7 protein-coding genes are annotated in these 26,852 nt (G+C 42.4%); 5 read left to right on the top strand and 2 right to left on the bottom strand.

The window, feature by feature from the left end; genetic code table 11:
- Nucleotides 1-930 precede the first annotated feature (930 nt).
- The 4 genes from OCU48_RS16840 (at nt 931) to OCU48_RS16825 (ending at nt 24,217) form a co-directional block, all read left to right on the top strand.
- Nucleotides 931-20,178, top strand: a complete 19,248-nt coding sequence (locus tag OCU48_RS16840; protein ID WP_141345101.1) for a retention module-containing protein — start codon at nt 931-933, stop codon at nt 20,176-20,178.
- A gap of 138 nt (nt 20,179-20,316) precedes the next feature.
- Entirely contained in the window at nt 20,317-22,677 is a 2,361-nt protein-coding gene (locus OCU48_RS16835) for a Lon protease family protein (protein WP_141345102.1), read from the top strand.
- 4 nt (nt 22,678-22,681) lie between these two features.
- Entirely contained in the window at nt 22,682-23,374 is a 693-nt protein-coding gene (locus tag OCU48_RS16830; protein WP_141345103.1) for a class I SAM-dependent methyltransferase, read from the top strand.
- Between the two features lie 156 nt (nt 23,375-23,530).
- Nucleotides 23,531-24,217, top strand: coding sequence for a MaoC family dehydratase (locus OCU48_RS16825; protein WP_141345104.1), 687 nt, complete (start codon nt 23,531-23,533; stop codon nt 24,215-24,217).
- Nucleotides 24,218-24,265: 48 nt separating this feature from the next.
- Here the strand turns inward: OCU48_RS16825 and OCU48_RS16820 are convergent, their stop codons facing one another.
- Nucleotides 24,266-25,090 (bottom strand): phosphate ABC transporter substrate-binding protein, encoded by an 825-nt coding sequence (locus OCU48_RS16820; RefSeq protein ID WP_141345105.1) that lies wholly within the window; start codon nt 25,088-25,090, stop codon nt 24,266-24,268.
- Nucleotides 25,091-25,237: 147 nt separating this feature from the next.
- On the opposite strand from OCU48_RS16820, the gene OCU48_RS16815 reads away from it, so the two are divergent.
- The gene (locus tag OCU48_RS16815) at nt 25,238-25,591 is read left to right on the top strand and encodes a DUF3024 domain-containing protein (RefSeq protein ID WP_141345106.1); all 354 of its coding nucleotides are present in this window, start codon (nt 25,238-25,240) and stop codon (nt 25,589-25,591) included.
- Between the two features lie 3 nt (nt 25,592-25,594).
- On the opposite strand, the gene glgC is transcribed toward OCU48_RS16815, so the two are convergent.
- Nucleotides 25,595-26,812 carry a glucose-1-phosphate adenylyltransferase gene (gene glgC, locus OCU48_RS16810; RefSeq protein WP_141345107.1) on the bottom strand — a complete coding sequence of 406 codons (1,218 nt, stop codon included), beginning with the start codon at nt 26,810-26,812 and terminating at the stop codon, nt 25,595-25,597.
- Nucleotides 26,813-26,852: the final 40 nt, after the last annotated feature.

The following is a 26,852-nucleotide window of genomic DNA, read 5'->3' as shown; positions in this document are numbered from 1 at the left end:
GAACAGAAACGAAAGCGATTAGACATTTCTTTAATTAAAAAACATCAACATTTATCAAAAGCAACTTTAATACATAAGGTGGTTTTCTTTCGAGGTTAACCATTATGGGCGTTATAAACGGGGAGCTCGCCCTATAGGAAAACAACACATCCAAATCTAAATTGGTGGTTATTGAAACTATAATTCGTTTTGATAAGTTCGCTATTTGTGGAGAATGTAGATTTTTATCGTTAGCAATGAATAAAGCTTTTTTAATCGCAAATACCAAATTGTAAATTATTGTTTTTTATAGCGTTAATTCGCTTTGTTTGCATATTGTGTCAATTTACAACGTTTACTAATACCTCAATTTTTGCGATCTGAACGACAATCTACAGATTGTCTTGCGATACTAAGTCCGCGAGTACTTTCAGCATATTATTTTGTTTTGACCTGAAAAATCGCACGGATGGTTTCTGATTGGAACCAATGATGGTCGCTGTTTTTATTTGTTGCTTATTGATTTACCTAAGGGTTTAAGCATTGAAGTGAGATTTATTTTATCAATAGCATTTCATTCCTAATCATTCCTTGTTACCTGCCTATTATTGAGCGTTACCATCAGCAATAGATTAGGGTTTTCTAATCTTCAATATAGTGACCTTTATGGCCATTATTAATCAGTTTTGCATACACTTTCCTTACTTTGAGACAGTGCTAAACGCTTTAATCTAAAGGCTCTTAGAAGAAATCTGGCCAAGAACCGTCCGGTTTTCGTAGAAAACGTTCTAAATTACAATTTTTGTTATCTAAACACGTGAAAATCAGGTGTAAAATCAAGTTCAGGTTGCTAAAATGTTACCAAAGTCGAAAGACTATTTTGTTAATGTTTCAATGTTGATAGTACTGCCTCGATTAAGGACTGTTGGGGCAGAAACAAGGATGTAGGCTATGGAAGAGCAAGTATTGATCACCAATGTGTCCGTTTTAGAGACACATGGCAAGTCATTAGTTATCAATTCAGATAGTGCAGCAAGAGCAGTAAAGAAAGGCGACACCCTTGAAAAGGGCGATATATTACTTATCGGCGAAGACGCAAAGGTCATGGTGCAATATGGTGCCAAGGCTGAGATTTTCCAACAAAACTGCGCCGTATGTTTTGCTCTTGCCAGTCCTGAAAACGCAAGCGAGTTAGCATCAGTTAATCTCGACAACCCTCTTTCTCTAGAACAAGAAGGCACACAGTATACCGAGCAGGATATTGAGCTTGTTCAGCAATTGATTGTCAATGGTATGGATCCTTCTGAAGCGATGGACGCTGCAGCTGCGGGTCGTAACGTCAATGCTGAACATGCGGCCAATGATGGTTTTGTTACTGTCGACATGAACTACATTGAAACGCATCCACAAACATTCTTTGAAACAGAAGCTTCCCTACCATTAGTGCCAATAGTAGAAGATGATGGGTTGACCATTACTTTTGCTGAGGGTGGAGGTGAGATTACCTCTAGTCTTTCTGAAGGTTCACTTACTGCCTCCACATACCCTCAAACGACAAGCGATACTGTTGTCATCGAACAAGCGACTTTTGCGTTAGATCCAGAATCGTTTGCGGTAGCTCCCGTTGACGTTGACGCTGTCATAGCCGAGCTTAATGCGCATATTACATCTGGCGGAGAAGCCGTTACTTTCGTTTATGATGAAGGTTTAAATGCCTTAATTGGTACTTTAAATGGTGAAGAAGTCCTTTCTATCACGATTGAAAATACGGTACTTGATAATGGAATTGAATTAAAAGTTACCACGGTGGTATCTCAACCCATCGACCATCTGAATATCGATGGTGAATATGTTTCTATAGCCAACGATCAACTAAGTGTACATTTTGCGATTACAGGTAAAGATGTTAATGGTTTTGAATTAGTCAATCCTATTCAATTTAGTGTTGTTGTCGCAGATGGTGAAAACGTATTTGTTGATACCGTTGCTGATGATGAAGTTGAGTCCGATGGTGTTAGCTCAAACACTATTTCTGGAGAACTTTATCAACTTGGTAGTGATGGTCTAGATACGGTAGTGTTTGATGAAAATGCACTGGTGCTATTTGACGGGTTACTGTCGAATAATTCAGCTACATCAGTATTAATTAGTGATGATGGCACTACGTTAACTGTTGTTCTTAGTGATGATCCTTCCAGTAAAGTACTTGAAATCACGTTAGACCTTAACGGTGGTTACACGCTTGAAGCTTTCCAAGCGATAGAGCAAAACAGCCTTGAAACACTGAGTATTGCGTTGCCTGTTGTCGTAACTGATAACGATGGTGATGTGACTAAAGGCTTCTTAACGCTTGGGCTAACAGATGGCAATGACCTTACTATTAATAGCGTTATTGCGCCACAAATGTCCGAAGATGATATAGGTACTACAGTACCGTCTTCATCTGGTGATATCGGTTTGGTACAAGGTAGTGATAACGTTGAATCTATCATCATTGCTCCGTCTGTTTTACTCGATATTAATTGGCATCAACTCACTTCAAATGGCGAAGCAACAGGGCTGCGATTAGAAGACTCGAGTGTTCAGCAAAACGGTGTGGGTGATGTAGTTAAAGACAAATTGGTTGTTTATCTTAAAAGTGACCCAACCACTGTGGTTATGGAAGTAGTGGTCAATGTTGATGGCACATATCAAATCTATTTAAAACAACCATTGGACCAAGATAGTGAGAATTTAACTGCTTTGACTATCCCCGTGATTGCGGTGGATACAGATGGGGATGCTAAACAAGAAATCATCTCACTTGAAATAGAAGATGGTAGCAACCCAACCGGTGAAGATAGCCTACTCGATTACACTGAAATTGTTGATGAGTACACGACGTCTCGTGAGATTGTTTTTACCCAAGGCAGCGATAAAATTAATGATATTTCATTCGAGCAATCTGTTGCAGAAGACCCAATTTGGCAAGGTATTGTCAGCAATGGTGAAGACACTACGGTAACGGTCGTCGATGGCAAAACGATTCAAGTGAATACTGTTGGTGGGGACCCTGTATTACTCATTACGATTGATAATACCGGTAAATACACGCTAACGCAGTACCGCGCCATTGAACAAGAAAGCGATCTGCTCGAATTGGTTATTCCAACAACAGCGACGGATACGGATGGTGATTCTGTTACTCAGAATATCACTATCGTAGTTCGAGATAACATCAGTCCATCAGGCGATGCCAGTGAGATTGAATACACTGAAAATGATACTGTTGGACAAGAAACTGATGGGCAAATAGATTTCACCATATTCAGTGACGCAATTGAAATAATTCAATTCCTACCTTCCGTGACCGTTGACCCTACCTGGACTGATTTGACGTCAAACGGATTAGCGACAACGGTGACGTTGTCACAAAATGACACTGTACTAACCGTGTCTACATCGACGCAAGATGTGCTAGTTATTTCAGTCAATCCCGATGGTTCTTATACAGTGGTTCAGAATGATGCCTTAGATCATCCACTGGAAAATTTACTTGAATTGCCTATAGATCTTGTCGCTACAGATTATGATGGTGACACGGGTAATCAAACAATCACGATTAATATTAATGATGGTACTGACCCTGTAGCAAGTGACAGTAGTATCGAATACACCGAGTTAACCGACGACGTCAGAAACGCTGACGGTACTGTGCAAATCGTCAAAGGTGTTGATGATATTGCAACCGTAGAGTTTTCAAATGAGATATTAGCTGATGAAACCTGGTTGGGTATTACCAGTAATGGAAATGACACAGAACTTCGATTAGAAGGTAACCTATTTACCGTTTATTACCCTGTCGAAGGCTCCGCCACTAATGAAGAAGTGATTGTTTTTCAGATCTCCATCGATCTTGAAGGTAATTATTCTATTCAACAGTTTGAGCCAATTATTCAAGATTCAGATACGTCTGATATTTTGCTCAATATCCCTGTCGTGGTAACCGATACAGATAATGACATCGCTGAAGCTAATATTGACATCACCATTGTAGACGGCGATAGCCCTGATGTTGGTGTTGGCTTAGTTACGTTTACAGAAAAAGCGACAGAAACAACCATCCTTGATCAGTTTGTAGTTGATGCGGGCTCAGATGATATTGAAAGAATCATTTTTAACGACAGTATTGAAACGGCCCCCGCGCTTGTTAATTTGCTGAGCAATAACCAAGCCGTAGAAGTTACATTGAGCGCAGATGGTACATTATTGACCATTTCTATTGCAGGTGATCCAAGTAATAAAGTACTAGAGATTGAATTATTAGATACGGCGGGTAACTTCCGCGTTTCTCAATATCAAGCTTTGGAACACAATGATCTATTACTTGATACGTTACTGTTTGACTTACCTGTCGAAGTCTATGATTTCGATGCAGAGGTTCCTGTCACTACCAATATCGTCGTAAACATTATCGATGGTACTGATCCTTCGTTAAGTGCTGATATTGCCGATGTGATTACTGAAACAGGAGAAGAGATCTCTGTTTCAGGAACGGTCAGTGTAACTATGGGAAGCGACAACGTTGAGAGTGTCGTTTTTGATAAAGCTGCGGTTGAGTCGGATCTGGCATGGACAGACCTGCTTAGCAATAACCAAGACCTAGACGTATTGGTTACTGACAATACCTTGCTGCTTTATATTGCAGGCGATACAACTAATGTGGTTTTGGAAGCGACGGTTAATGCAGATGGCACCTACACCATTACTCAATATCAATCATTGGAGCACAACGGCAGTGATTCGCTGACTCTTACTCTTCCAGTAGTTGCGACTGACACCGATGGAGATAGTAGCAGCGAAAATATTACGATCCAAATCGATGATGGTTTGGATCCGGTGATCGTTGATAGCAATGTTGAATTGTCAGATGACAGTCTATCAACAACTGAGACAGGCAATGTAGATCTTGTTGTAGGCAGTGATGTGATTGAGTCATTAGATGTGACGCTTTCTACTGAGCAACTAGCTGAATGGCAAGCCATTACTAGCAATGGTCAGCAAACAACGTTGACGGTTAGCGGCGGATCCTTAGTTCTTACGTTAGGTGATGGCAGCGAAGTCTTGCGACTGGATATTGGCTTAGATGGTGAGTATTCCGTGACTCAATACCAGCCTATTGATCAGCCACCGGCAAACCAAAATGTACTTGGTGTAACAGTGACTGCAACAGATGCAGACCAAGACAGTGACTCTAGTATCATTACGGTCACTATTAATGATGGAGTCGATCCCACAACTTCAGTCGATGTGTCTACGCCTTTAGATGAAAATCAAATTAACAATCCATCACGAGTGCCTGAAACCGGTGATATCGGCTTAACCGTTGGCGCCGATGCACTGGCAACCGTTGTTTTTAATGATGATGTGCTTGAAGACCCTATTTGGGCATCGTTATTAAGTGATAACCAGGATACAACCGTTGCTCTAAGCGGCGATGGAACCACACTTACCGTTCATGTGACCGGTGATGAAACGGCGGTAGTACTTGTCGCAACCATCAATTTTGATGGGACCTACAGTATTGAGCAATTCAGAGCGATAGAGCAGAGTACCGAAAATAATATTAACGACCTAGAGTTGGTTGTGGACGTGACGGATACTGACGGTGATGTTAGTAGTACTACTATCTCTATGCCAATAACCGACGGTGACGACCCTGTTATAAATGACAGCTCTGTAGCACTTGATGAAAATGATATTGGTGCAGCAGACTATGAGCCAGCAAAAGGTGACTTAGGGTTGGTCAAAGGAACGGATCTTGTAGAGTCGATAGTGATTGATTCTTCGGTAGAATCGGAACCTGATTGGCTTGGCTTAACGAGTAATGGCCAAGCGGTTACTCTAGTCCTTTCTTCTACTAATCAAGACCCTTTCAACGATACGTTGACGATTGTTCGTGCAGACAATAACTCGCCAGTATTAGAAATCATCGTGAATCTAGATGGCAGCTATCAGGTTACCCAGTTGCAACCATTAGATCAGCTCTCTGGAGATATCCTTGATCTTCTATTGCCTGTCACCGCTACCGATGCAGATGGTGACTTCTCACAAGCGGATGTCACTATATCTATCACTGATGGCCTCGACCCATCTGGCGAAGATAGCACGATCAATTTGCAAGAAACGACAGGTGTGGTGATAGGAAATGACCAGATTATATTCACTGCAGGTAGTGAGGAAATTGCAGACATTTCTTTTGATGCAGGGGTTGTCAATGACGCAGTTTGGAAGGGGCTTCAAACCAACGGAGAGGGTGTAACCGTTGCTTTAGTGGATAGTAAAACCCTAGTGGTTACATCACTATCTGGCGAAGAAGTTTTGCGAGTTGTCATCGACAATGATGGTAACTATGTCGTGACTCAATCACAACCTATCGAACAAGATCCGAGTTCCGATCTTACTAAGCTTGTGTTGCCTGTTGTTGCGAGTGATTCAGAAGGCGATAGCGGAACGGCGAACATCAACATTAACATTAGTGACAATGTTGCGCCTACCGCACCAACGAGTCCTGTTACCTACATTGAAACAGGGGAAGCAGGACAAACCAATTCAGGAAATATCAACTTCAGTCCAGGTAGTGACGCCGTTGAAACGGTTGTTATTGATTCCGCTGTAGAATCAGACGCGGTATGGAATGCACTGACGAGTAATGGAGAGGCAACAAGCGTTTCTCTAGATGCAACAGGTAAAATCCTGACACTCACTACCGCAGGCGGAGTGGACGTTTTAGTGCTGACTCTTGCCGATGATGGCAGTTATACACTGGTACAAAATGCTGCACTCGATCAACTTTCTGATGACGATATTAGTGACCTATTAGTGCCTGTTATTGGGACCGACTACGATCAAGATTTCAGTTCAGCGAATATCAATATTAAAATCACTGATGGTATCGATGCACAGATATCAAGCAGTGCAATCAGTCTTGATGAAGACGATGTCAGTGAAGGAATGGCGACGGATACGGGCAGTATCAATCTTATTAAAGGCAGTGATGCTATTGATACCGTTGAATTTACGCTTTCCGATGAACAAAAAGCTGAGTGGGAGTCTTTAACCAGTAACGGTCAAGATACACAACTTGTTATCACGCCTATGGGTCTAACAGTGCAGTTAGCGGATGGCACACCCGTGCTCACTTTAACCATAGATAACACCGGTTCTTATACGCTGACACAATTGAAAGCCTTGGATCAGACTGATGATCAAAACCTATTACAAGTAGGCGTTGATGTTACTGATACTGATACTGATGTGGTTTCAACCGTTATTGACATTGCTATCAATGACGGGGATGAGTTTGTTATTTCACCGGATGATGCAGAGTGGAATGAAGACAGTATTGGCGATGCATTGGAACTGCCTATTACGGGTAGCCTTGGCTATGAAGGTAGCGATGCAATCTCTGAGGTGACGATAGAGTTGTCAGAAGAGCAATTGTCTATTTGGAATGCTATCACAAGCAATGGAGAAGCAACGACTTTAACCATTACAGATACTGGTCTAACGGTAACAACCGTTGGCGGTGAGGATGTACTTGAATTAGTCGTTAATGTTGATGGTACTTACACCATTAACCAGTTAGCCGCGATTGATCAAGATGACGATGCTTTGGTTAATCCAGATAAACTTGAACTTAGTGTTGGGGTTGCCATTGCGGATACCGATGGCGATATCACACGCTCTCCAGTTACATTCACCATTGTTGACGGCTCGAACCCTGAAATATCTGACGATGTTGCTGATATTTATGAAGACGACATTGGCGATGTGAGTAAGCAACCATTTGAGGGTGATTTGTCCTTGATCGCAGGCAGCGACCTGGTGACGAGTATTGCTATTAATGATGCTGTTGAAGCGGAGGAGAGCCCATGGCAAAACCTCACCAGCAATGGGCTAGCCACTAATGCTGTCTTATCCTCCACAAATCAAGATGGTACTGATGATACCCTGACGCTCTCTCTTGAAGATGGCACAGTGGTAATGCAAGTCATCGTTAATCTTGATGGTACTTACACCATAGAACTGCTGGAACCTATAGACCAAGGTATTGATAATCTTAATGCCTTAGTTATTCCTGTAGATGTTACCGACAGTGATTTAGATACTACTTCTGCCGATATCAAGGTCAATGTGAATGATGGCACTGACCCTATCGGTGTAGATAGTGACGTCAGTTGGACTGAAAGCACCGGAGAAGTAACGGCAGATGGCACCATCGATTTTACTGCTGGTAGCGATGATATTCAAAGTGTTGAGTTCGATCCTAGTATCCTAGAGGATAGTGCTTGGACTGGATTAATGAGTGAGGGAGAAACCGTTGTTCTCGAGCTTTCTGACGATGGCAAAACATTGACTGTAACAGCGGTGGGTTCAGATGCTCCAGTGCTCACCATCACTATAGATAATGCGGGTAATTACGATATTACTCAGCATAGGCCAATAGAACAGTTAACGGGTACTGATAGTAATGAACTCACATTGCCTGTGCTTGCCAAAGATACAGATGGAGACTCTGGTTCCGCTAATATCAATATCACTATTAACGATACGCTGCCATCAACAGGTGCTGACGCTAATGTTAATGTGAAAGAAGAAGGTCTCCCTACTGTTACCGATGGCGTAATTGTATTTACACCAAACAGTGATTCTATTGAAACCTATGAATTTGATCTTGCTATAGCGGATGATGCTGCATGGGGTTCTTTAACCAGCAACGATGAATTAACGAACGTAACGGTCAACGCAAATACTATTACTGTTACTTTGGATAGTGATCCTAATACGATTGTACTTGAACTTGTGCTGAATGCTGATGGTACATTTACCTTAACGCAAAACCTACCTCTTGATCAGGATTTCAACACCAACATCAATGACCTGATTGCAGGTGTCATCGCGACTGATTTTGATGGTGATATATCTACTGCTGATATCATCGTAAAAATCACTGATGGACTCGACCCAAAAATCACGGACGCTACAGTCAACTTTATTGAGCAGACTGACGGTAGTTCCGGTTCGGGCACTTTGAGCATCACCAAAGGCATTGATGATATTGTCAGTGTACAGTTTGATGATGCGGTATTGACTGACTCCATTTGGACATCCATCACTAGTGATGGTGCATTGACTGAGCTTCAATTGAGTGCAGACAAAACTGAATTAATTGTGTTCAAGGGTGGTGATGTTGCCAATGTAGTGCTGAAAATCACCATTAGTCCAGATGGCACGTACACCATTACTGAGAGCGATGCGGTTGACCAGCCAAGTGACACAGAGCCTTTGTCGCTAGAATTAGATGTCATCGTGACTGATACCGATGATGACTTTGATAAAGGCACATTGAAGATCAATATCTTCGATGGTGATGATCCAATCGTCAACGACGCACAAGTATCCTTTGTTGAAATTGAAGGGCAACAGAGTTTCTCGGAAAAGGTTGAAGTTATCGAAGGCAGTGATTCTATTGTTGAACTGCGTATTGACGAAACGGTGACCTCTGACGTCGCTTGGCTTAACCTAGTCTCTAATGATCAAACTACTGAAGTGTTGCTTTCGGATGATGGCACGTTACTTACTGTCTATATCACTGGCGATGTGAACAATAAAGTATTAGAAATTTCGATTGATGACCTTCTAGGTAACTATACAGTTACTCAATATCAAGCTCTCGATCATACTGCTCTCGAAAATCTTTTATTGAACGTCCCAATAACGGCGAGCGATTCAGATAATACGACCGCTAGTGCAACTATCGCAGTGACTATCACCGATGGTGTTGACCCACAAATCAGCGATGATAGCCAGAGCTGGAATGAAGATGACATCTCTAGCATTTTCCCAATTTTTACCGATGTGAATTTAGTGACAGGCAGTGATGATGTTGTCGCTATGCGCTTTACTCTGACACAAGCACAATCTGATGCGTGGGAAGCACTGACCAGTAACAAGCAAGAGACTGTATTTATTTCTAGCGAGAATGAAATACGTGTTGAGCTTGCCGATGGCAGTGAAGTAATGGTTGTAACATTGAACATCGATGGTTCATACACCATTGAGCAATCGCTACCTCTAGATCAAGACCTAACAGGGCAACTACTCCTTAGCATTGGCGTTGAAGTTGAAGATACTGATGGTGATACTAATACAGCTACCATAGATTTCACTATTGCTGATGGCGATACCATCACCACAGATCCTGCCGATGTTACTTGGAGCGAAGATGAGATAGGTGAGCTTGGTTATGTCTTTGATGGTGACCTTAATTATCAAGGCAGTGATGCGATTGATACGGCAGTGTTGGATCTTACTGCGGATCAATTAGCTGCATGGCAAGCGATTACGGTCAATGGTGAAGCGACGACTTTTGAGCAAAATGACCAGAGTTTGATTGTTCGATATAACGGTGTGATTGCCCTTCAATTGACTCTAGATACTGAAGGTACGTTTAAACTAGAACAATTTTTAGCCGTTGACCAAGACGATAGTGGCACTGATCAAACGTCTCTAAGCTCGGGAGTGATATTTACCGATACTGATGGTGACGTTACTACTTCGGGCATTACGGTCACTATCGATGATGGTACAAACATTCAATCAACCGATAAAACAGAAAGTTGGAACGAAGATACACGTGGAAGTGTCACTCAGCCGATCGAAGGGGACATAGGCTTAACGTTAGGACCCGATGAGCTAGCTAGCCTCGACTTTGTCTTAGATGTTACGCAGCAAGCAGAATGGGAAGCTATTACTAGTAACGGTCGAGAAACAGATCTGGTGGTAGAAGAGCGTTCGATTCAATTATTTGACGGGTCTACATTAGTTCTTTCCGTGACCATCGGCCTTGATGGCAATTACGTTATCGAGCAATTTGAAGCGATAGACCAACCTCTAGATAATCTAACAAAGCTGTCTATAGGCGTGATTGCTATCGATGGCGATGATGATGAAACTTCTAGTGAAATCGCTCTAGAAATAGAAGATGGCGCTGATATTGGCTTAACCGCTAAAACAGTGAGAATCAATGACGATACCATTAACGATGCGCCATCAGTTGGAGACTTGGAACTCACTACAGGTAGCGACGCTCTCGCTTCTTTAGCTTACAACCTCACCAACGCTCAGTTGAATAAACTTGACGCGATGACAAGTAACGGTAAAGAAACGACCTTCACACTGACCGAAGATAATACCTTAATTACGGTTACGTTAGCCGATGCACCTAATACGCCAGTATTGACGATTAAGCTAAACCAAGATGGCACTTATGTTGTCGATCAGATTCAAGCGATTGACCAAACAGCGGATAATGATCGATATATTTTGAATCTCAATGTGGATGCTACTGACACGGATGGAGATGTCACAACCGTTAATGGAAAGGTGAGAATTGATGATGGTTCGGACCTGACTTTTGATGAAGATCCTATCGTTCTAGAGTGGAATGAAGACAATATTGTTGGAAGCGTTGATTTCCCTGTTACTGGTGATGTCGGCTTGACCAAAGGTGCAGATGATATTGCCTCAGTCGTATTTTCATTGACGTCTAGTCAACAAACTGCTTGGGATGCTCTCACTTCAAATGGCATCGCTACAAAAGTGGTTATCAGTGCAGACGGGCAAAGCTTTAGCCTAGTTACTGATGATATCAATGAAACGTTAGTGTTGGTTGGTAGCATTGATATTGATGGTAACTACAGTTTCGAACAGCTAGAAGCTCTGGATCAGATTGCCTCAGATGATCTTAATCGCCTCGGGATAACGGTTGAAGCGACTGATTCGGATAATGATACGGTGACAAAAGAAATCGCTATCAACATTCAAGATGGCACCGATCCGGACTCTGATGATCAAGTGGCCGATGTGGATGAAAATCTAATATTGGATCCTGACTCCGACCCTGTGACAGGAAATATTGAACTGGTTAAAGGCATTGATGCTATTGCTTCGGTACGTTTTGACAATTCGGTTACTTCTGATATTGCATGGACATCGCTAACAAGTAATAACCAAGCGGTTGGGTTAGTGTTAAGTGTTGACGGTACAACACTAACAGTGCACATTGCCGGAGATACCAGCGATGTAGTGTTAATTGCTACGGTTAATTTAGATGGTTCGTATACCGTTCAACAGCTTCAAGCGTTAGAACAAGATAACAATGCCAGTGACATCAATGATCTGACTATCATTGTTAACGCTACTGATACTGATGGCGATGTGTCTTCAGCAAACTTGAACCTTAAAGTTTCTGATGGAACCGATCCTGAATTGAATCTCGTCCCAGAGGTCACTCTTGATGAAAGTAATATTGACCAAGGTGATACCGGTACACCACCAATTCAGGGTGGTAATAATCCAGATGGCGCATTAGAGAGTAGCAACTCAACGGTTACCTTTGTTAAAGGTACCGACAATGTTGAAGCGTTTTATGTGGATACCTCAAATATCAGCGCCTCTTTTGCCGATGGTAGTGGCGATATTCCTTTGACCTATCAAGGGCAGCCAATCACTTTTATCGTTGTGGCTGGTGGCTACATGGGGGTCGCTTCGGTTAATGGCGAGCAGTTAGATGTTCTGTCGATTCAGATTAACAACGACATTAACAGCGCTGATTTTGGTAAGTTTGAGTTTGAGATTATTCGAGGCATTGACCATCCAATTGCCGGGCCAGATACCGATTTAGCATCCGCTGATACATTGAAGATTTACCTGCCAGTTTATGCGCAGGATATGGATGGTGATAATTCTCCGACTAAAGATCTAATCGTCAATGTTGTCGATGATATACCTGAGGTAATCTCAAAGTCTATTTCAGTTACCGAGGGTGATGATAGTTCTACAATCAACGTCTTGAAGCAAAGTGGTTTAACCACGGAAGGTGCAGATGATGGCGCTCTAACACAGATTCAAATCGGTAGCACCACTATCAATCTTGACCCATCGGGTGGTTTCCAATCGTTTAATTTATACAGTGATGGAAGCGACCCCTCTGCACCGGTAGATGCAGATCTACTTATGGGTGTTTTAGAAGTTCACCCTGATGGCCGTATTCGATTTACCGCCGCTGACGATGTTCAACAAAATGGTGAGTCTGCCGTTATTGATGTAATAGTGACGGCAACAGATGGGGACGGAGACACCAGTTCTAATCCAATAACTATCCAAGTTGATGATATTACGTCTCAAATTACTGTCTCAACAGCAAGTGGTTCAGAAGATGCAGGCCGAGACATCACGCAAGGGGACACTAATGCGCAAGATAACCTTCCTATAGGCGACGGACCTATTAAAGTTGCTATCAGTGTTGATACCGGTGACTTTGACAATGCAGAAGCGCTCGGCGCAATTACAATAAAAGGTGTAGATGCCTCTGAAGGTGATTTTTACTACTTTAATGGTAGCGACTATATCGCCTTGACTGTAGTGGATGGAGAGGTTGTTCTTACGCAAGATCTGCTTGAAACATCAACCAGTGACAATGAGAACTGGAATGTCGAGAACTTATTCTTTGTGCCAGCGCGCCATCAAGGCACTGAAGGTACGGATTACAACTATGACATTAATGTTGAGGTCTACCGTGACGGTAGTGTAAGTGAAACCCTAGATGGTAACCTCACTGTTGAAGTAAAAGCTATCGCTGATACTGCGACTTGGGAACCGTCGGAAGGTAACTATGAGGTGACGGTAGCGGAAGATGGCGACGATGCTATCTTACAAATCTTGGCACAAACTCAAGATGCCGACAGCTCAGAGACCATTACTTATGAAGTAAGTTTTGAAGATGATTTTGGTCAAGAGCTGTTAATTGACGGTGTGGTTCAAACTCCAGACGAGAATGGCTTATATATCATTTCTTCTGAAGATATTGGAAAGGTCACCGTCAACCCTGCCGATGATTGGAGTGGCACTATCCAACTCAAGGTTGTCGCTATCACTACTGAAGCCGATGCCAATGCTCTTGTTCCAGAAGCACGTTCAGAGGAGCGTTATTTCACAATCAATGTGGATCCGATTGCTGATAATGGCGCAATGGTTGTTCAGCGTATCGTTATCGACGAGGATACGACCACAACACTCGATCAACATGTAAGATTTAACCCGACGTTAGATAGTGATGGCTCAGAGTCACTATTTGTTCAGGTGAGTGGTCTTGAAGACAGCAATGGCAATCTTGCCACGCTTAACTGGCTTGGAGACCCCGATAATAATCTTATCAATGAAATCTCCCCAGGGGTCTATGAAATCCCTTACGAATACTTGTCGCAAGTTGAGTTTATTCCTTATCTAAACAGCAATGTGGATTTTGAGCTAACAATCACTGGTATTGTTCGAGATTACACTCAGCAATTGCAAAATGTGGATCCAATTACAGGAGAAGGTACGTTAGTTACGGTAAGTAACGACAACGTATTTGATACTCGTCAACTGACAGTTGACCTCAAGGGCGTCGCTGATTTTCCGTTTATCAATATCGATGGTATTGGAGATATATGGCAACCCATAGTCGATACTGACGGTAAAGCATTTGGAGTGGAAACTCTTGTTGATGAAAATACTGACATTCCGCTGAATTTCAAGATCCTAAGTGGTGAGCTGCCCGATACACCGTTAGATGACTCTGAGTCTGTTTCTGTTTTGATTTCTAATATTCCAGAAGGAGTCATGGTTCTTGATACAGACGGCAACGAAGTTGACCTTGTCTTTGTTGGTTATGATGATGCTGGTGGTTCTATTTATCAGGCTAACCTTACGGAAGCTGGCGTTGATACCGGTGTTTTATTACGCCCAATTCATTCGTTTACAGGCAACATTGATCTAAAAGTTAAAATCGTAGTTACCGAAGATGATGGTGATGTTGAAATTATTGAAGGCGACATTGTCATTAAGGTACAACCGGTAATTGATGCGAAAGACGACTTTGAAAATCGCTCTGTTGGAGATGAAGATACGTTCATTGAAATCGACTGGCGTCCAACTGGAGATGATTTCCCTGATTCTGATGAACAAATTAACCTTGTTATTATTACCGGGTTCCCAGAAGGCTCAATTGTACATGTGAACGGTTCCCCAATCAGCCCTGGTGCAGATGGTAAATATACAATAAGTGATTTAAATGGACTCAAGGAACTGCTTGATGGTTCGGCCATTATTGAAGTTCAGCCACCTCAAGATGATAGCCGAGATTTCACCTTAAATGTTCAGGTTCAAGTTAGTGAAGACGATTATGAATTCACTGATGGGCAACCAGAATATGAAGATACAGCAACGGCAATTATCAGTGGTACGGTTGATGTTATCGTACGCCCGGTGGTTGAGTCGGATGCCAATCTGTTTGTCACTGATTTAGATAATCAAGTGACCGGTGATGAGCTTAACCCTATTGTTGCCGATGCTAACGGCATGATTAACTTTACGATTAATGAAGTCAAAGATGATGCATACAGCATTAATTTTGAAGACAAGGATATTACTCAAGCAGAACAAGATGCATTAGATAAGCTTGCCGCTGATCCTGATGCAGTGCTGACTCCAGAAGAACAAGCTGAAATTGACGAAAATCCAGATGAAATCGGTGAACAACTGGTTGTTGATTTTGGAACTGTGGATCAGGCGATTCTCGATCAACTTGTTATCATTGGCGCTGTCAATAATGGTGATGGTAAATGGGTTGTAACCAACGAAGAAGACTTCACCATAGTTGCGCCAAGTGGTCTTAAACTGCCGGGTGATGGTGATGCAGACTTTTCTAATATCACGATTACATTTATCGCTTTGGTTTATGACAAAGGTGAAGATGGCGAAGGCAGTGAAAGAGTCCAAAAAGCAACCGAGGTTACTTTGCGTTTCCCTGAAGAGGTTGAAGCCAATGACTCTATTGCCGCCGTCATCATAGAAAACAGAGATTCAGATGATATTATTATTGGTACAGAAGATACCAGTATCGATCTTGGTCAGCAGATCATGGACAAAGAGATATTAGCGACCACAGTAATAAAAGATGATGTTGCTGATATTTTCACCATGGTATTTGCACAATCAGATTTGCAAGGCTTTACCATTCAAGGTGCTGAATTTGACTACACCAATGCTGAATACGTGTTCCAGGGACGTGTTGATGAAAATGGCAATATTATTGGTCTAGAAGGTTTGGTGTTAATTCCGCCGGAAGACTACGCCGGTGATGTGAACCTGAAGTTTACAGCTGTGACCACAGATACCAAATCAGGTGATGAGAAATACCATGATTTGACGATACCAGTGGCGGTATCGCCAGTAGTTGAAGATTCACAGGTGGTCTCAGTTGTTGTGAAAGGCACGAGTGGTCTTGATGAAAATTACTGGCCTGTTGACTTGGATGGCACTGAAATCTACCGTGATGATATTGCGTATGAAGATGGTGTGGTTCACCTTGAGGTTGGGGTTGAATCTACAGATCTTGATACGGCATCTGGTAGAGGTGTTGAGAGCTTTCAAACGGTGACAATTGCACTTAAAGATGCTTCAGAAGGTGTGTTAATTGATCCTGATGGAAACGAAGTGGATGCATTCACTTTGATCTATGATCCTGCCAACCCAACTGCAATAGAAGATTTCTTAAAAGACATTCAATTCAAACCTGCTGAGAACTTTCCTACAGGGGACAACGATAATATTGTTGAGCTGTCTATATCGGGCACAATCAATGACCTTACTATATTTGATGAGACCGATGGATATGATCATCCTACAGACATTGATGCTGGGAGTGCGTTTAGTGGCGAAGTGTCGTTCGAGGTTATTCCCGTGGTTGATCCTGTCATTATCCAGGGTGGAGACCGTTCAAATAAAATCGTTATTACAGGGGAAGAAGATCAACCAATATCCCTTGATCAGATAAGAGGAACACCATTTACGATTTCGTTAAATGATGATGATGGTTCTGAAGAATTTGTGTCTATCCGAATCTCTGGCGTACCTGAAGGCTTCCTCATCAAATCGACCAATGAAGATGGTCCAGACGGGTTTGTGGTTAAGAACAACGGTGATGGTTTTTGGACTATTCAATTAAATAATCCTTCTGCTTCTACGATTTCATTTGGCGATATTGTAATCACACCGGCAGAACAGTTCAGTGGCACGGTAGATTTAGGCATCATTATTTTTACTCAAGAGCAACTTTTGGGTGTGCCGGTAGAACACAATGCTAACTTTACTTTGGTGGTCAACCCTGCTGCAGATGAGGTTGATACTGACATTGATGAAACAGCGACTGGCGTTGAAAATGAAGATATCGAAATCGATATTAATGCGTTCATAGTCGATAACGACTATTCATTGCCTGGCGATGGTTCAGGAGACGTCTATAGAGAAAGTGCGCCGGAGACTCTACGTATTACGGTATTAGATGTGCCTGAAGGTGCAAGCGTTAGTTTGTCTGATGGGACGCTATTTACTGACAATGGCGATGGTAGTTGGACCATTGATGTCGACGCCCAAGAGTTAGAAAAAATCATCTTTAACCCTGGGAATAACAACTCTCTAAACTGGGATCCTTCTCAGATAACGATCCAAGTGCAATCTGTCGAATATGATCTAAATGGAGTCGAGTACACCGACCCAGATACGATTTCTGAACAAGTAGTAGATTTGGTTATTGATGCAGTAAACGATCAACCTGTGTTTGGTGGAGTAGCGGATCTGACATCGCTTGAAGATGATGAACTCAATATCAATGGATTGTCGATTTCAGACCCAGATACTGCTGATGATCCTCTGGCGGTGTATACATTTACTATTTCAGTTGATAGTGGGCTTATTAACTTTGTCGATGATGCAGAAGCATTGTTTGGCGTTCAGCTTTCTACAACGGATCCTACAACGAGTATCACAGTTACAGGCACTGTGGCTGAAATTAACGCAGCCCTAGCGGATGGCGTACGTTTTAACCCGATTGAGAATTTCTATGGTGACGTAGTTGTAAATCTTACGGTTGATGATGGTGGCAATATCGGTGTTGAAGGGGAACCTCATACTAATGATGCCTCGTTTATTATTGAAGTAGATGCAGAAAACGATCAGCCGGTCATAGCACCTATCGATGAACAAACGGTTGCAGAAGATGGTGATTTGGAAATCACTGGCATTCAAATCAGCGATGTTGATGCGAATGATGTGCCCGATTCTCCATACACGGTTACGTTATCGGTAGCTGATATGGAGGGTATTTTTAGCTTTAATACCGACCCTGATAGCTTTGGTGTCACTGTTACCGGTGATACAACTGCAGAGTTAAAGATTGACGGTACCGTTGCTCAAATTAATGCATTTTTAGCCGCCGGTGTGATGTTCTCACCTGCCGATGATGTCACTGGCACGATCAGCATTGATGTTTTAGTGGACGATAATGGCAACTTTGGTGTGGTAGGGGAACCGAATACAGCATCGGCGAATTTTGATGTGATAGTCACACCAGTTAATGATACACCTGAATTGTCCGGTATTTCGGATAGAAGTGTTGATGAAGATGGCGTGCTGACTATCAGTGATATTCAAATATCTGACGTTGACCAAACGGATGCTCCAGATGCGGAATATACCCTGACGATTGCGGCTGATGGCAACGGTGATTTTGATTTCTCTCAAGCAGACAAAGATGCTTTCTTGGGCACAATTACTTTTAATAGTGGTGAAGTACAACTGGTTGGGACAATTGATGGCATCAATGCGCTGCTGGCTACAGGGTTGCAATTTACCCCTGATGCGGATTATCAAGGCAACGTAAACGTAGTTGTTACGGTAGATGATGGAGGTAGTTTTGGCGCTCCAGGAGAACCTGAGCAGGCGCAAGACGATTTTGATGTGACCGTTGTGGCACAAAACGATAAGCCTTTAATTGCAGATATTACAACACAAATCGGCATGGAAGATACCGATACGCTTATTACCGACATCCAAATATCTGATGTTGATGAAAGTGATGATCTAACAGCAATCTACAACGTTACGATTGATGTTGATTCAGGGACATTGAATTTCTTAAGTGATGTTGAAAACTTATTTGGAATTACTATTGTTACGGAGTCCTTGCCGGCAACAAGTGTCGAAATCAGTGGCACGATTGCTCAAATTAACAGTGCTTTGGCTAATGGTATTAACTTCTCACCAGCAGATGATTTTTCTGGCACGGTAGTTGCGAACGTAAACGTCGATGACAATGGTAATTTTGCAACTATCCCAAGTGGCTCTGAAACTGCGAGCAAGTCGTTTGAGATTTCGGTAAGTCCTGTTGCGAATCCACCAACTTTGACTATTGATGCAGATGCAAGACGTAGCCTTAATACGGTGATCAGTGAATCTGCGCTATCAAGTCGAGGTATTCCTTTAATTGGATTGATGGCAGCTTTGACGGATTCGAACGAAGCGTTGAGCATTGAAATTCGAGGACTCGATTCAAATGCACAGGTCGTTGTCTCAGGAGAGTCGCCATTAAACCCAGTTGATGGTGTAGTGATCCTTTCAGAGGCACAGTTGGCGAATGCTACGGTCGTTTTCGACCAAGTGACGCCGACTCCTGCATCAATTGCTTTTGAAGTCGTCGCAGTATCGACCGATAACGATCAAACGGCAGAATCTTCACCAATAGAATACAGTGTTGATGTTGTGGTTGATGGTGATCAGTTGGATGCTTCTGCAGAAGATGAACCAGTGACCATTGTTGATGGAGATTCTGATTCCGTATTAGTCGGTAGCGATTTCGATGACATCTTAATAGGGGGTTCTGGGAACGACATCTTAGTGGGCGGTGCGGGTAATGATATTTTAACCGGTGGTTTAGGCGCAGATGTCTTCACATGGGAAAATGTCGATGATTTGGCTGAAGATCAAATCACCGACTTTACTTTAAGCGAAGGGGATCAGATTGACCTTGTTGGCGTCTTGTCAGAGCTTGAAAGTAATCCAGACTTGGATTCACTCTTAGATGGTTTTGAAAGCTCTCAGGATCTTACCGCAGAACGAGTCGATTTAACCAACGATGTGAAAATCGAAGTGAGCTCTGGAGACGAAAAGCAAGCTATTGTCGTTAAAGATCTTTATAACCAACTCGATATTGATGGTAGCCCAGATTTATTGACCGCTATGTTTGAAAATAATGTCTTCAAATACGATGGGAATTAGACTTTATTAGGGCAATCGTTTAATAAATGGTCGCTTAGCGGCCATTTTTCTTTTTCATCACATTAATTCTGCTATTTCGGTATTACACTAAAATATAATGCTTCTTTTATCATCACCATTTCTCACATTGAGGTGACTATGGCTACATCTTCTCTACCGTCTAAAGCGCTTTATCGAGAAGCTAATCTCGATGCATTCGATTGTAAATCTACTAAAGACATTCCACCCATTGATGAGATTGTGGGCCAAGAGCGAGCACAATCTGCCGTTGAGTTTGCGATGTCTATCAGAGAAAAGGGTTATAACATTTACGCCATTGGTCGTAATGGGCTCGGTAAGCGCACTATGATTTTGCGCTATTTAACCCGTCACCCATTTGACCTGCATGAACTGTACGATTGGTGCTATGTCGCCAACTTTGAAGATATCCGAGTGCCTAAGGTATTAAAGTTGCCAAGAGGGGTAGGGCAAAGCCTTCGTGTCGATATTGAGAAGTTGATGACCAAACTGCTCAAGGCGATTCCATTGGCCTTCGATAATGAGATGTATTTTTCTCGAGCCGATCGTCTAAAGAACCAATTAACAAACAAACAAACGAGTGCATTGGAGCACCTGACTAATGAGGCTAAGGAAAAGAGCATTAGTCTCTCTGTCACAAATCAGGGGGATTATCAGTTTGTTGCTCTCAATGGTGAAGAACCGTACACAGAAGAAGCCTTTGAGGAGCTAGACAAGAAAACTCAGGCAAATTTTGAAAAGACGATTGATAATCTTGAGATATCACTGCGCCACATCATTCGCGATCTTACTGAATGGGAAGAACAATATTCAGACAAGATCCAAAAACTTAACTCTGATGTGACATTAGATGTTATTGGCCACTTTATTAAAGAGTTAAAGACAAAATATAAGAAGCATCCTGAAGTAAAACAGCATCTTGCGGATCTACAGGCTGATATTGTTGAAAATGTCGATATCTTTCTTGAAGAGAGTAACGAGCAAGGCGAAATTGCGACTGCGTCGTTAGATAAGAAACTGCCACGTCGCTATAAGGTCAATGTTTTAGTCTCTCAACCTAAAGACGATCTTCCTATCATTGTTGAAGAGAGTCCTAATTACCATTCACTGTTTGGATACGTGGAAACGGCAACCTTTAAAGGCACTGTGTTTACGGATTTCTCCCTAATTCGCCCTGGCGCTTTACATAAAGCTAATGGTGGCGTTCTGTTAATGGATGCAGTGAAAGTATTAGAGCAACCTTATGTATGGGATGGCCTTAAGCGGGCTCTTCGTTCTAGAGAATTGAGTTTAACGGCACTTGAGAAGCAAGTGACAATGACTGGAGCGGTTTCTCTTGATCCCGAACCAATCCCATTGGATGTGAAAATTATTCTATTTGGTGATTACCGTACATATCAGCTTCTACAGCATTATGATCCGGAGTTTGCTGAGCTTTTCAGGGTGACGGCAGATTTTGAAGATGAAATGAAGCGAGATACAGATTCAGAGCTTCATTACACACGCTTTATATCCAGCATTGTGCATGACAATAAGCTTTTGCACTGCGATAAAAAAGCCATAGCACGTATTATTGAACACAGCTCTCGACGAGCCGGCGATCAAAACAAAATCTCACTACATTCAGCCAATATTGCTAATCTTCTTCGCGAAGCTAACTATATTGCAAGATCAGCCAGAGCGAATATTATTCGTGGAACGCATGTAGAGAAAGCTCTGAAAAATCAATTATCTAGGGTGAGCCGTCTGCAAGAAAGCGTAATGGAAACATTCGTCAACGGCACAACATTAATCCACACTCACGGAGAAGCTGTGGGGCAGGTTAACGCCTTATCAGTGCTGAGCACCAGCGATCATATGTTTGGTGCGCCAAATCGCATTACCGCGACCACCTCATACGGTAGTGGTGAGGTTATCGATATCGAGCGTAATGTTGATCTTGGAGGAAGTATTCATTCCAAGGGCGTGATGATTTTGACCGCATATCTTTCTTCAGTATTTGGCAAGACAGCTAAAATTCCACTAACGACTAACATTACCTTTGAGCAGTCTTATGGTGGGGTTGATGGTGATAGTGCCAGTATGGCTGAGTTTTGCGCTGTAGTATCGGCGTTTTCTAAGCAAGCTAATCGACAAGACATCGCTATTACTGGTTCTATGAATCAGTTTGGAGAGGCTCAGCCTATAGGCGGGGTTAATGAGAAAATCGAAGGCTTCTTTGACGTCTGCAAAATTAAAGGAAGGAGTGCGACTCAAGGGGTAATTATCCCTAAATCCAATGTTCAGAACCTTATGCTACGCTTTGATATTGTAGAAGCAGTAGAAAAAGGAGAATTTCATATATGGGCGATAGAGCATGTCTCTGAAGCAATCAAATTATTCACTGGCAAAGATGCAGGTATTGCTTCGGATGAAGGCAGTTATCCTATCGATACTATCTATGGTATTGCACAAGCCAAGTTAAATTCTTTGAGAAAGTAATTGCGTGAGTAACCCTATATATACCAAATTTGCAGACAAGTATGCGTGCGTTGTACGAAACAATATTTATAACGCACTTTTAGAGCGACCTTCAATCTTGGCGCTGATTGATGTTCAGCCAAATCAAAAGGTACTTGATTTAGGATGCGGCTCTGGAGAGCATGCAAAAGAGATTCAAGCTAAAGGCGGCATAGTCACTTGTGTAGATCTGTCTGAAGAGATGGTGGAGTTAACTCAGGCGAATGCAAAACCGTTTCATGCCTATGTTCAAGATCTTAGTATGGGGTTACCCTGCGAGGAAGAGGGCGTTTATGATTGGGTGATCGCGCCATTAGTGATTCATTACCTAGAAGATCTCACCGCATTATTTAAAGAAGTAAAGCGCGTGTTGAAGCCTGGCGGTCAATTGCTTTTTTCTACGCACCATCCAATAAATGATTTTCAGGCTTCTCCAAGTGGTCATTATTTTGCGATTGAGCGTATTACTGAGGAGTGGGATACCATTGGCGAGCCAGTAGAGGTGAGTTTTTTTCGAAGAAGCCTCCAAGATTTATTCGGGTCTATTTTTGCAGCTGATTTGTTAGTTTCGGCTGTTTCCGAAGGGAGTCCTTCGCCAGCGATTGCAGATATCAGCCCGGAAACCTATGAAAAATTATGTGAAAACCCTAGTTTCATTTATATCAGATGTGTTTCATAATTATTTCAATACTGTACGAAAGACATACATAATTAGGGGTAAATTGTAGTTTTCATTGGTATTTTACTGCTGTGTGAACAAACACATGTTGAGTTAAAGTGTGATTTAGTTCAAAATCGGCGCGTTATGACTATTTAAAGCTTCACTGGAGCATGCATGAAAGTTGTTGATATTCTTAAACACAAACGTGGCAATCTTACGAGACACCATATGGAGTTTATGGATAGGATGTCCCCATCACTTCGAGAATATTGGAGTGAGTTGGTGAATCGTGCGCATGCACAGCACCTTTTCCGCTCTTGGGGAAGAGACTTTCATAAGCCTGCAGTCAATGAAGAAGTAGAAAACCCAGTTAAAGACACGATTGAAATGAAGCCCGAAGCAGAGGCTTTGTATCATGAACTATCGGCAAAAATTGGTGAAGAACTGCATATCGGAGAGTGGTTTAGTATTGATCAAGAGCGTGTCGATGCGTTTGGTAAAGTGACCGAAGACATGCAATGGATTCATACTGATCCAGATAGAGCAGAGCAAGAGTCTCCATTTAAAACAACCATTGCCCATGGTTTTTTGACTTTGGCACTACTTCCACGACTTTCTGATGCGGTTGATCCCGAAAAGCCGCTCTTTCCTACAGCAAAAGTGACGGTGAATATGGGTATGAACAGCGTTCGTTTCCCGTATCCAGTTAGAGTGGGTAGCAACATTCGCGCTCGAAGTAGCCTCACTAAAGTAACTCCCATTCAAAAAGGGTTAGAGATTACTCGCGAGTTGAAGGTGGAAATTGAAGGCGTACGCAGACCTGCTTGTGTTGCAGAGTCAGTGATTCGCTTATACTTCTAAGTACAGTTTCAAATGAAAGGCCAAGCTTTATAGCTTGGCCTTTTTTTATTAGTTTTCGTTTTGATAAGGGGTGTAGCCTTGATTCTCAACGATCGAGATGGCCTCTTTAGAAGTCACATATTTTGCGAAATCTAGAGCAGCTTTATCCTCTAAATCTTGGTGATAAAAGATAAGAAATGGGCGAGCCAGTTCGTATTTCTTGTTCAGTAAGTTCACCGAGTTTGGTACAACACCATCAAAATTGAGAGGTTTAACAGACGCATCAATTGACCCCATGCTAATAAAGCCTATCGCTTGTGGGTTGTCGCTGATCAGCGTTTTCATCATGCTATTAGTGCTCACAACAAGTGCTGTTTGGCTTATTGTAGAAACACGTCGATCATTGAGCACGCGTGATAGACCCATTTGGTCTTCAAAAGCATAACGCGAACCTGATGAAACCTCACGCGTTACGACTGCAATGCCTCTGTCCGCACCACCGAGGTCCTTCCAGTTAGTTATTTTACCTGTGTAAATCTGAAAGAGCTGATCGCGGGTAATGTTGGAAATGCCATTCTGATGGTTAACAACAACGGCTAAACCGTCATAAGCAAACTGTTTTACGACAAGGTTGTCTTGATATTCACGCTCGGTAAGTAATCTAGAACTCATACCAATGTGTGCTACGTCGTTTTTAACCAATGCTACCCCTGCGGTAGAACCAACGCCTTGCACTGCAATATATGTTTCGTCGTTCGTTTTATTGAAATTCTCAGCTAAGATATCCATTACACGGGCAACGGATGTTGAACCGCTAACATTGATTTGTGCAGCATTTGCTTTAATGGTACCTAGTGTCAGACACATCAGTGTCATAAGAATCACTCTAAACATAAATGTCCTTCTTCAAACTATAATTAGAAATATCGCAACAGAGTAAGACGGTTGTGTTACAAAACTGTGACACTCATGGAGAATATGCATCACTCCATAACGTATTATTGAGTTTATAAGATTGGCATAAGAAAGGTGAGGTATTAGATGGCGTTATCGGAACTAGAACAACATCAATTATTCAAGTTTGCTTCCAATGCGTGCCATTCACGAAATCATAATGTATGTGTGGATCTAGGTAAGGCTGAGTTTGAATTGGTAGGAAGTAGTGTTCAGTTCTATCACACTCAGTTTAAATTGGACTCTAAACAAGCTGACTATCGATACTTGGTCGCGAAGATTCTATTTCGTGATGAGCAATGGACGTTACTCATCGCTCATCGAGATCAATATGAAATGTTTGAAGGGTGGCATACGCACCCAACAATAGAGCACCTCGGGAATCAGCTGCATCAGCTATTTGAAGAGGTAGAACAAGATCCCCAAGGGCTAATTTGGTAATCGTTATTCGAAGATATATCCCTCAGGCACGACAACAATACCCTGTTCTGAAATAGTGAACCGTTCGCGATCGAGCTGATTATCGTAACCTATCCTTGTACTATCAGGCACTACTACGTGCTTATCAATAATGCAATTTTGCAATTCACAGTGTTCGCCAATTTTCACTTCATCAAATAGAATACTGTTGATTATGGTTGCTCCATCGCCCACCTTAACATTCGACGATAGAATAGAGCGTTGAACGGAACCACCACTAATCACAACGCCATTGGCTACAATAGAGTTAATAGAAATGCCTTGATTGCCAGTCACTGAAGGTACCGTTCTTGATGGTGGGCGTTGACGTTCATACGATCGAATTCCCCAATCATCTTGATACAAATCGATGGGTGGAACTGGATCTAGTAAATCCATATTGGCTTGATAGAAAGAATCAATAGTCCCCACATCTCTCCAGTACGCATCTTGTGAAACACGCCCCTCTTCACAACCAAAGCGATGCGCATACACGCCTTTCGTATCAATTAGTTTTGGAATGATGTCGTGACCAAAGTCATGGCTTGACGCCTCAACAGCGGCATCTTGTTCCAACGCTTCTACCAATGCATCCATGCTAAAAATATAGATACCCATAGAGGCTAAACTTTTAGTGGGATCATCGGCCAAAGTAGGTGGGTCGGATGGTTTTTCTAAAAAGGAAATAATTTGATTATTAGGGGCTGTATCCATAACACCAAATGCACTAGCTTCCTCTACTGGTACTTCCATACACGCAATGGTGAGCGCCGCACCCGTTTCTTTATGTTGCTTAAGCATAGGTTTGTAATCCATGCGGTAAATGTGATCCCCAGATAAGACAACAACATGCTTCGCTTCGCTACGAGAGAGCAACCATAAGTTTTGATAGATAGCGTCAGCAGTGCCTTCATACCAAGTCTCTCCTTTGCGCATTTGTGGCGGAACTGCAGTGATGTATTCGCCAAGCTCTGGATTAAAGATCGACCAACCATCGCGCAAGTGTTTTTGTAGCGAGTGAGATTTGTATTGGGTGAGAACGAGAAGACGGCGGAGCCCAGAGTGTAAGCAGTTACTTAAAGTAAAATCTATGATGCGATATTTGCCACCAAAAGGCACTGCGGGTTTTGCCCTATCTTGAGTCAACGGTGCAAGGCGGGAGCCCATTCCACCAGCCAAAATGACGGTTAATGTATCTTGCATTGCGACACTTCCTTGTTATTTTTATGGGGATACTAATAAT

The organism is Vibrio inusitatus, assembly GCA_024346935.1.
GTDB classification, from domain to species: domain Bacteria; phylum Pseudomonadota; class Gammaproteobacteria; order Enterobacterales; family Vibrionaceae; genus Vibrio; species Vibrio inusitatus.
The sequence above is the reverse complement of the archived record's forward strand: the minus strand, read 5'-3'. Positions and strand labels throughout refer to the sequence as shown.

What these genes read in the sequence shown, in the direction of transcription:
- OCU48_RS16840 (WP_141345101.1), top strand. Translation starts at nt 931, where the DNA reads ATGGAAGAGCAAGTATTGATCACCAATGTGTCCGTTTTAGAGACACAT.
- OCU48_RS16835 (WP_141345102.1), top strand. Translation starts at nt 20,317, where the DNA reads ATGGCTACATCTTCTCTACCGTCTAAAGCGCTTTATCGAGAAGCTAAT.
- OCU48_RS16825 (WP_141345104.1), top strand. Translation starts at nt 23,531, where the DNA reads ATGAAAGTTGTTGATATTCTTAAACACAAACGTGGCAATCTTACGAGA.
- OCU48_RS16820 (WP_141345105.1), bottom strand. Translation starts at nt 25,090, where the DNA reads ATGTTTAGAGTGATTCTTATGACACTGATGTGTCTGACACTAGGTACC.
- OCU48_RS16815 (WP_141345106.1), top strand. Translation starts at nt 25,238, where the DNA reads ATGGCGTTATCGGAACTAGAACAACATCAATTATTCAAGTTTGCTTCC.
- glgC (WP_141345107.1), bottom strand. Translation starts at nt 26,812, where the DNA reads ATGCAAGATACATTAACCGTCATTTTGGCTGGTGGAATGGGCTCCCGC.